Here is an 8,340-nt window from a genome sequence, read left to right as displayed (position 1 = left end):
CGGCGGCTTCACCGACGCGGCGGGCAACAACAACACCGCCGCCACGCAGCTGAGCATGACGGTCGACACCGTCGCGCCGACGGTCGTGATCGGCACCGACGACAGCGCCCTGAAGATCGGCGATGTCGCGCACCTGACCTTCACCTTGAGCGAGGCGTCGACCAGCTTCGGCAGCGACGACGTCGCCGTCGCCGGCGGCACGCTGAGCAATTTTGCCGGCAGCGGCACCAGCTACACCGCCGACTTCACGCCCACCCCCGGCAGCACCACCACCGCCACTGTCAATGTGGCGGGCGGCGGCTTCACCGACGCGGCGGGCAACAACAACACCGCCGCCACGCAGCTGAGCATGACGGTCGACACCGTCGCGCCGACGGTCTCCATTGGAATCAATGACACCGCGCTCACGGCCGGCGATGTCGCGACGGTGACCTTTACCTTCAGTGAGGTACCGTCGAACTTCACTGCAGCGGACGTTACCTATGACACCACCAGCGCAACCTTGGGCACGATTACAGCTACGGCCAATTCGAAAGTTTTCACCGCCACTTTGACGCCGCTGGCGTCGATCACTGACACTACGAACGTCATTACGGTGGGTACGGTATGGCAGGACCCGGCTGGCAACGCCCCGACTGCTTCAAGCAACTCTGTTAACTATACCGTCAACACCGCTGACTCGACGCCACCGACTGTAACAATAACCAGTACTCCACTGGGTAATACGATTGGCAATACCTCCACAGTAACGTTCCAATTTAGTGAAACAGTGACTGGCTTCGACCCCAGCAGCGCGACCGATGTTACATTGACACGCAGCACGCTCAGCAACATTATTCACGTAGACGGTGATACTTGGACAGCGACCTTAACTAGAACCGCTAACGGCTCTGTAAAGGTTGACGTGATAGCAGGTAGCTATACGGACTCGGCGCTTAACCCGGGCGCTGCAGGGAGTCTAGGACCCCTCAACCCCGCCGGCGTCGCCGGCGAGGCTATCAACCTCGCCCTCACCGATCCGTCACATGGCGGCGCGCTGATCACCGTCACGGTGAAGGATGTGCCTTCCGGCTGGACCATCGACGGCGCAACCCACAACGCCGACGGCAGTTGGACTATACAGACCAACGACCTGCACGGGCTGACGGTCACCACGCCTGCCGATTTCGCGGGGGCGGCGGTGCTCGACGTCTCGATGAATTGGACCAACGCAGACGGCACGACGGGAAACATGTCGATCGCCGACAATGTCGAAGCCTACGCACCGGGCTCGCCGATCTTCGCCTGGTCGGGTGACGACGTGCTGACTGGCTCGAGCGGCAACGATCTCTTCGTCTTCTCGCAGCCGATCGGCGCCGACACGGTGCATAATTTCGACGCCGCGGCCGACCAGATCGACCTCATCGGCTACAACGGATTGGCAGACTTTGCCGACCTCCAGGCGCATATCGCCGACGATGCCAACGGCAACGCGGTGATCGCACTCGGCGACGGGCAGTCGATCACCCTTGAGGGGGTGCACTCCTCGGCGCTCAACACCGGCAATTTCGTCTTCGACCAGACGCCGGTGGTCAACAATTCAGGCACCATGACGATCGGCGACGGCGCTCTGCTGCCACTGAGCGGCACGATCAACAACAGCGGCCTCATCTCGCTCGACTCTAGCGGCGGCGATACGCTGCTGCAGGTCATCCAGCATGGCGTGACCCTGCAGGGTGGCGGGCATGTCCTGCTGTCCGACAGCGCCGCCAATATCATCTCCGGCACGGGGCCGGGCGTCACCCTGGTCAATGTCGACAACACGATCTCGGGGGCCGGTCAGCTGGGCGGCGGGATGCTCAGTCTCGACAACAGCGGCACCATCATCGCCACCGGCTCGAACGCGCTGGTCATCGATACCGGAGGCAGCGTCGTCGTCAATTCGGGAACGCTGGAGGCAACCGGCTCCGGCGGCCTTACGATCACCGGCGGGCTGGCGAATTCCGGCATGATCTGGGCCAATGGCGGTAACATTGACATCAACGGCCAGGTCACTGGCGACGGCGATGCCACCATCGGCAATCTGTCGAAGCTGGAGTTCGGTGCGGCCTCTTCAACCGACGTCACGTTCGCGGCGAATGCTGCCGGCACATTGCAGCTGGACGATTCCTTCGATTTCAGCGGAAGCATCGCCGGCATCACCAATGACGACAAGGTGAACCTTGAAGACATCCTGTTCGGCACCGGAACGTCCGCTGCCTATCAGGCGGACCTCGACGGCGCCGGGGGAACGTTGACCGTCACGGACGGCACGCACAACGCCACGCTCCACCTGCTCGGCGTCTACGATGCCCACAGCTTCACACTTGCCGACGACGGCACCGGCAGGACGGTGGTGCAAGTGAGCGACTTTGTGATGTGAACCAAAAGGAGAGCCGCGCGGACAGCCGTGGCTCTCCTCATGCTGCGGGCTCCTGATTCAGCTTACGAATTAAGGTTTACGGCAGGAATAGGAAGGGACCACGTGGCCGGTTGGACGATCAGGAGTAGTATCGGTTCCGGGCGTGGACAGGGGGGCGGTTTTCCGCTGGGTATTTGAGTCTCGACAACAAATCCAAGATCGTGAAGGACGCGCTTCGCGCATGCCGCCGCTATTTCCTGGTTGCGGCGGCATTCAGTCTGGCGATCAATCTGCTCTATCTCGCGTCCCCGCTTTACATGCTGCAGATCTACGACCGGGTCGTCACCAGCGGCAGCGAAACCACGCTGGTGATGCTGACCTTGGTGTTGCTAGCGGCCTTCCTTTCGTTGGCCGGCCTCGATCTGGTGCGTGCCTCCATTCTGACGCGTGCCAGTGCGCGGCTCGACCGGCTGCTGTCGGCAAAGATCCTGGCCGCGTCGGTCGAGACCCCATCGCCGGGCTCCTCGCAAAGCCAGCCTATCCGCGACTTCGACACGTTCAGGCAGGTGATAACCGGCAGCGGCATCCACGCCCTGTTCGACCTGCCATGGTCACCCATCTACATCGGCATCATCTTCCTGCTGCATCCGTGGCTCGGCTTCTTCGCACTGGGCTGCTCGCTGCTCTTGATCGCCATGGCCGTGCTCAACGAGTATATCGTGCGTTCGCCGCTGAAGCAGGCCAATGATCTGGCGACGACCAACTATAACTTTACCGAAATGAGCCTCAGAAACTCGGAAGTCGTTCGCGCCATGGGGATGATCGACGGTCTCATCCGCCGCTGGGGACGCGACCGCAACCTGGCGCTGCGGCGCCAAGCGGAGGCAAGCGATCGCGCCGCCCTGATGTCCGGCCTGATCCGGTTCCTGCGGCTCACCATGCAGTCGCTGATCCTCGGCCTCGGCGCCTATCTGGTGATCGAGCGGCAGATCACCGGCGGCACCATGTTTGCGGCGAGCCTCTTGCTGGGCCGGGGGCTACAGCCGGTCGAGCAGATCGTCGGCCTTTGGCGCAGCCTGATCCTGGCCCGGGCGGCGTTGGCAAGGGTCGAGAAGCTGGTCGACGGGGGGGCGCTTAACGAAAGATCTTTCAACCTGCCGAAGCCCACCGGCAAGGTTTCGGTCGAGCAGGTCAGCTTTGCAATTGCCAGCCAGCAGAAAGTGCTTCTCCGCGACGTATCATTCCGGCTGGACGCAGGCGAGGCGCTGGGAATCGTCGGCCCTTCCGGCGCCGGCAAGTCGACGCTAGCGCGTCATCTCGCGGGCGTCATGCAACCCAGCCGCGGCACCGTCAGGCTGGACGGGGCCGACCTGTCGCAGTGGGGGCACGACGCGCTCGGCGACCACATCGGCTACCTGCCGCAGGATATCGAACTCTTCGCCGATACGGTCGCCGCCAACATCGGCCGCTTCAAGACCAATGTCGACCAGGAGGTGATAGCCGCCGCGCGGCTCGCCGGCGTTCACGAGATGATCATTCGGCTGCCGCAGGGCTACGAGACCCAGATCGGCGAAGGCGGCGCAGTGCTGTCGGGAGGATATCGGCAGCGGATTGCTCTTGCTCGTGCGGTATTCGGGACGCCGAACCTGATCATTCTCGACGAGCCGAGCTCCAATCTCGACGCCGATGGCGACCGCGCGCTGAGCGAGTGCGCGATCGAGCTCAAGCGCCGCGGCAGCACAGTGATCATCGTCTCGCACCGGCCTTCGACCTTGGCCAATGTCGACAAGATCCTTTTGTTGCGCGATGGCGCCGTCGAGGCCTTCGGCATGAGAAACGAGATCGTGGCGCTGCTCAACCAGCGCGCGGCTCCAATGGCGGTGGCAACCCAATGAGCTGTGGCCGGAGAGATCGATGAGCGACGGCGCCCTCACCTACCGGAGCCTGTCCGGCGAAACCGGTATCCTGGCCCCGGATTCGATCCGGGTGCCGGCCTCTGTCGGCCTGCTGATCATCATTGCCTTCTTCGGTATCTTCGGCGGCTGGGCGGCTTTTGCCCCGCTGAACGGCGCCGTGCTCGCCGACGCCATCGTCAAGGTGGAAGGCAATCGAAAGAGCGTACAGCATTTCGACGGCGGCACGGTGAAGGAGATCCGCGTCAAGGATGGCGACATCGTCAAGGCAGGCGATGTGCTGGTGGTGCTCGACGACACGCACGCCCGTTCCGAATTCAACCTCTATTCGCAGCAATATGCGTTGTTGCGCGCTACCGATGCCCGCATTCGTGCAGAGCTCGACGGCCATGAGGCAGTCGCCTTTCCGAAGGACATCACCGCTGAGCACCAGGCCTATCTGCAGGACGCGATGACCAACCAAATTGCCGACCTCGGGAGCCAGCGCGCCTCGATGGCCGGTGCCAAGCAGATCCTGCAGAAACGGATAGCCGAACTCGACGAGCAGATCGATGGAAAGCAGGCGCGCGTCGAATCTTTTCGTGCGCAGCTCAAGTCGACAATTGATGAAAAGGCAGGCCTCAACAAGTTGCTGAAGGCCGGCCTGACAACGCGCACGCGTGTCCTGGAGCTCGACCGCTCCGCCTCCGACCTGCAGGGCCTGATCGACCAGACTCTCGGCGATATAGCCGGAAACCGCCAGAGTAAGGCCGAGCTTGAAAGCCAGATTGCGCAGCTCACCAACGAGCGCCGCGCAAAACTCTCAACCATGCTGATCGACGCCCAGTCCAACCTCGCCGACCTGGTACCGAAAATGTTCGCCGCGCAGGCCACGGTCGACCGCGCCGAAGTGCGGGCGCCCTATGACGGCCAGGTGATGAATCTCACCGTTTTCTCGACCGGCGCGATCGTCGCCCCCGGCCAGACCATCCTCGACATCGTGCCGACTAGGAATTCGTTGATCGTTCAGGCGCAGGTGAAGGTCGAGGACATATCCAGCCTGCGCGCCGACATGACGGCCGAGGTCCGGTTCACGTCCTACAAGCAGCGTTCGATACCGGTCATTCATGGACGGGTCACCCGCATTTCGGCGGATCGCGTCACCGACAGCAAGACCGGGCTTCCCTACTATCTTGCCGACGTAGCGGTCGATCCCGCGGAATTGGCCGGGGCCCCACAGATTGCGCTTTATCCGGGCATGCCGGCGTCAGTCATGATCGTCACCGAGGAACGCACCGCACTGGACTACATTTTAGGCCCCCTGGTTGTGTCGTTCCACTCCGCGTTTCGCCAGAAGTAACGAGCTTCGCGCCCAACATATTCGCGTTTTTTCAATTTGCGGACGCGGTCCAAGGTAGGTGGCGAGACCCATCTTATTCGATGGTCTGCGCCATCTCCAAGGCGGCCCAACCCATCCGGGAGCTTATTTCGATTTCTGGCGATTATGGTTGGGGTAGTTCCATGTTGCACGAACTTTCCGGCTCTGTGTCGCTTAAATCCTTTCTTTCCGGGCATGTCTCGGCCCATTCCTTGCTGTCCCTGCAACATGGCTGCAACACGAATTAATATGTTTGTTCGTGTATGTTCGTGCAAAAATCCATCGCATTACCGATCGGCCTCCTCGTCAAGGCAGGCATCGTTGATCTGACCAACTACGATCGCGCTGCCAACTACGGCGCGATGCTCTGGATGACCGCGAAGGTCCAGAGCCCAGAAGGCGAGCAAGCACAACGATTATGGACTGAGAAGGGTAGCCAGGCGTTCGATGCTGAAGGGCGTGACGAGCGGATGGGACGGCGAACTTAGCCACAGTTGGCGCGAGCAGCGGCCGGCACGAAGCCCGAACAGCAGACTTCTCCGGTGCGCCAGCGCCGACGCCGCAGTCAAACGCCTGCGCAGGAAGCTTTCGTCGCTACCGCGCGCACGTTCCTAGAACCAGCGTGACTGACGTTGCATACCGCCCGCCGGGGGCGCCCAGATCGACCCGAAAGCTCCTGCATCCGTCGGTGGAAGGGATGATTGGACGAGAAGTCGGCCATGTCGACCTTGTTCTGATTGTTGGCCGACTGGGAGATGCGCGGCGCGATCTCCTCGATGTCACCATCGTCCAGAATCTCGATAATCTTGAGCGGCACTTGGAGGCGGCTCGCGTCCACATCCTCCTTGCGCCACGCGCGGAAGATCGAACCGGTCGTCTGCCGCCGTTGACGATCCGGAAGTCGTCGGCTGCCAGGAGATCTGCCGTGCCATCGCCATGATCCAGAATGCGAAGACCGGTCGCCGTGACAGCCAGGCCATTGTCGAACGCGAGGAACATCTGAGGCTCATCGATGGATCGTTTTCCGGATGACTTGATTCACCTTGCCCTTGAGCTGAAGGAAACTGCGGACGTTCCGCTCGAGCAGCCTGGGGCCATGTAGCCGGTACATCTCGACCAGCAGATTGCCCGGCATCATTGTGAGAAGGCAGCCGTATCCGCTGTTCGGCTGGCTGGCGATGACACATCTGAGCAAAGCGCCCAGCTCGCGGAAGTCCACATGGATCGCTCTTCGATCGCCCGGCCAATGCGATCCGCATCGCCGCCGGACAGGCATCGGGGAAGAGCTAAAGACGGTGCTGGTCGAGAGCTTGACTAGGTACCAATGAAGGGGGACTTTACGATTTTCGCACCCTATCCCACTCGCGACCGGCGTCGAAACCTGCGCCAGTATGGCGCCCATCTGTACGGCCTTGTTGCCCGCGTTCCATTGGTACAAGAGATAGCCAAAGTCGACAAAGCCGAGCAGCAGCGTCAGCAGCAACGGCATGGCAACGGCCATTTCAACCATTGTAGCGCGCGGACTGATCCGCGCCGAATTTTGTCTTAGCCGTCACCATCCGAAGACTCGCTCCTGATGCGACACGGTTATTGTGAGAGCCCGGAAGCCCAGATAGCTCCAAAGCCCTAGATCGCTGTATGGGAATGAAGTGCTGACCTCTACGACATCCAATGTGCTGGTGCTGCTGAGGTATAGTTCGGTGCCAGTGGAGACATCGACCGCGTCAGCGAAACTCTTGGTGACCGTGACCTGTCCATTGGTCCAGCCTTTTACCCTCGCGATGCTGCCGGTCACAGTGCCATTTACAGCCAGGTTCGTTCCCAGGGTAACGCATTGGCCCAGTTGCTGTCGTTACAGCGGGCCACGTAACGCGCGCCGTCCTCTACACCAGCCTCGAGCAGAAGGCGCGTGTTCAGGATGTTGGACAATTCGAACACACCCGCCGACAAAAGCAGCATTAAGGGTACGATGAGCGCCACCTCGACCAGTGCAGCGCCGTTCTCGTCGCCTCTGAAACGCCGGGTGATTTGCCTAAGCCTGATCATCTGCTCTACCGGTAGAGCTGGGCTTCATTGCGCTGAAGCTTCTTCAGCGTATTCTGACCGACGACCGTGCTGATGTCCTCGGTCTCGCCGTAAATGTCGGCGTTGGGCACACCGCCCGCCGGCTCGGTTACGAACACGTTGGCAAAAGCCTGCACTGGCAAAGTCTGCCCACCACCTTGGACTGTGTTGGCCACGCAGTCGATGATTGCCACGTAAAGCAGTCTTCTGTCGGCACCCTGCGTCGTCGTGTTGCACTGAGGGGCAGTCGCCTCCTGCCCGCTCTTCAGGGCGGGATTGGCAATTTCAAACTTGTAGACACAGTATCCGCTGGGATTTGCGCCGCACGAGGTAATCACCCCGGCAGTGCTGGCGCTCCCATGGTTGACGGTCCAGTAACCTGCGAAGTCCCAGCTGCCATCGCCCAGCACGCCTGCCTGCGAATGGGCGCCGGCGGGTTAGGTGTGGGATCGGTCTTATATGGCTCGCCATTGTCGTAAATGTCGAAACGGGTGTTGATTCCGGCATTTACTGGAGGAATGTTGCCCGGGCGGGCTTTTTACGCCGTTCTGACTATAGCAGGCAGGCGGGCTGGTCACCGCGAACATTTCAGTAAGCGTGGCCGTCGATTTGTCGCCCTGCGGCGA

7 protein-coding genes and 1 pseudogene are annotated in these 8,340 nt (G+C 61.3%); 4 read left to right on the top strand and 4 right to left on the bottom strand.

Features of this window, described 5'->3' with window-relative positions:
* The 4 genes from NKI10_RS28355 to NKI10_RS28340 form a co-directional block, all read left to right on the top strand.
* The coding region (locus NKI10_RS28355; protein ID WP_352862436.1) for an Ig-like domain-containing protein at positions 1-2,401 on the top strand (2,401 nt) is incomplete at its 5' end.
* A gap of 173 nt (positions 2,402-2,574) precedes the next feature.
* A complete protein-coding gene (locus tag NKI10_RS28350) occupies positions 2,575-4,275 on the top strand; it encodes a type I secretion system permease/ATPase (protein WP_352862435.1) in 1,701 nt (566 codons plus the stop codon).
* Positions 4,276-4,294: 19 nt separating this feature from the next.
* On the top strand, positions 4,295-5,632 hold the full coding sequence (locus NKI10_RS28345) for an HlyD family type I secretion periplasmic adaptor subunit (protein ID WP_352841284.1): 1,338 nt from the start codon (positions 4,295-4,297) through the stop codon (positions 5,630-5,632).
* A gap of 287 nt (positions 5,633-5,919) precedes the next feature.
* A complete protein-coding gene (locus NKI10_RS28340; protein ID WP_352862434.1) occupies positions 5,920-6,138 on the top strand; it encodes a conjugal transfer protein TraD in 219 nt (72 codons plus the stop codon).
* 77 nt (positions 6,139-6,215) lie between these two features.
* Here the strand turns inward: NKI10_RS28340 and NKI10_RS28335 are convergent.
* From NKI10_RS28335 to NKI10_RS28320, 4 genes and pseudogenes are all read right to left on the bottom strand, one after another.
* Positions 6,216-6,518, bottom strand: a pseudogene (locus NKI10_RS28335) (AIPR family protein); the annotation flags it as partial.
* Between the two features lie 138 nt (positions 6,519-6,656).
* Positions 6,657-7,160 (bottom strand): TadE/TadG family type IV pilus assembly protein, encoded by a 504-nt coding sequence (locus NKI10_RS28330; RefSeq protein ID WP_352862433.1) that lies wholly within the window; start codon positions 7,158-7,160, stop codon positions 6,657-6,659.
* Between the two features lie 293 nt (positions 7,161-7,453).
* The gene (locus NKI10_RS28325; RefSeq protein WP_023706912.1) at positions 7,454-7,696 is read right to left on the bottom strand and encodes a TadE/TadG family type IV pilus assembly protein; all 243 of its coding nucleotides are present in this window, start codon (positions 7,694-7,696) and stop codon (positions 7,454-7,456) included.
* A 5-nt stretch (positions 7,697-7,701) separates the two neighbouring features.
* Positions 7,702-8,124 (bottom strand): hypothetical protein, encoded by a 423-nt coding sequence (locus NKI10_RS28320; RefSeq protein ID WP_352862432.1) that lies wholly within the window; start codon positions 8,122-8,124, stop codon positions 7,702-7,704.
* Positions 8,125-8,340 lie beyond the last annotated feature (216 nt).

The organism is Mesorhizobium sp. M0802, assembly GCF_040320115.1.
Classification (GTDB): Bacteria; Pseudomonadota; Alphaproteobacteria; order Rhizobiales; family Rhizobiaceae; genus Mesorhizobium.
The sequence above is the reverse complement of the archived record's forward strand: the minus strand, read 5'-3'. Positions and strand labels throughout refer to the sequence as shown.